Origin of the sequence: Pseudoalteromonas sp. NBT06-2 (assembly GCF_002276045.1) — a bacterium.
In the GTDB taxonomy this organism is placed as follows: domain Bacteria; phylum Pseudomonadota; class Gammaproteobacteria; order Enterobacterales; family Alteromonadaceae; genus Pseudoalteromonas.
The window spans coordinates 1-863 of record NZ_NQMR01000386.1 but is presented as its reverse complement, the minus strand read 5'-3'; the positions used below and the strand labels follow the sequence as shown (position 1 = coordinate 863).

Sequence of the window (863 nt, the reverse complement as noted above, 5' to 3'; positions counted from 1 at the left end):
ATACTTTCAACTTGCCAATGACTTCGCACCGCGTGCAAGGCTTGTTCTGCGTTTAAATCTAAAGAACTTATGTACCAACGTGTTTCCTCTGTATCCTTACCTGTTGATTTATCATGAACTTGTGCATTAACTTTTATTATGCTTTTTAAGCCTCTCCATTGATAAGGTTTTGCTAACCAACTTTTATCTATTAATAATTGATGACAGGTTCGTGTTTCAATTCTACCATGTCCGGAGCTGATTTCTATGTGCTCGGCGTAATGCGTCTCAGCTAGACCTTCGCGCTGACTTTTATGCCACCAAGCCTCTAATTCTGCTTGCATACCTGAATGGTTACCTTTAAGCGCAAGAATATAATCTCCTTTTTGCTTAATAATTTGCTGAGCAATCGTTTTCTGACATCCCATCGCATCTAACGTGATAATGCTATTTTCAATTTCCAGCATCGCTAATAATTCAGGAATAGCTGTTATTTCATTACTTTTTTCATTAACTGCTGTTTGCCCTAGAACCAATTGATGCTGGCAACTCCATGCACTTACAGTATGAAGGGCATTCTTTCTATCTTTTGTGGTAAATGAGCGCCGAGCTGTTTTGCCATCTATGGCAATAACATCGCAGCCAGTCACTTCAACAAGTGAAGATATCCATGATTGAAATGCCTCTTCTATTTCATCCGCTTTTAGCCGACAAATAACACGCGCAATCGTATCATGCTTAGGGATCCCAGATTTAAAAGGGCGGTATTTTTTAAGCCAATCAAGTTTCAAGTGTCCAAAATCTTCAATGTCTTCCCAGCCTTCAGCACCGGAAATTACAGCACTAATAGCCAGTAGGAGAATATCGAGTAAATTATGTTTTTT

1 protein-coding gene is annotated in these 863 nt (G+C 39.2%); it reads right to left on the bottom strand.

What is annotated here, in order from left to right:
• A partial coding sequence (locus CJF42_RS26225) for an ISAs1 family transposase (protein WP_095369402.1) occupies positions 1 to 863 on the bottom strand: 863 nt, incomplete at both ends.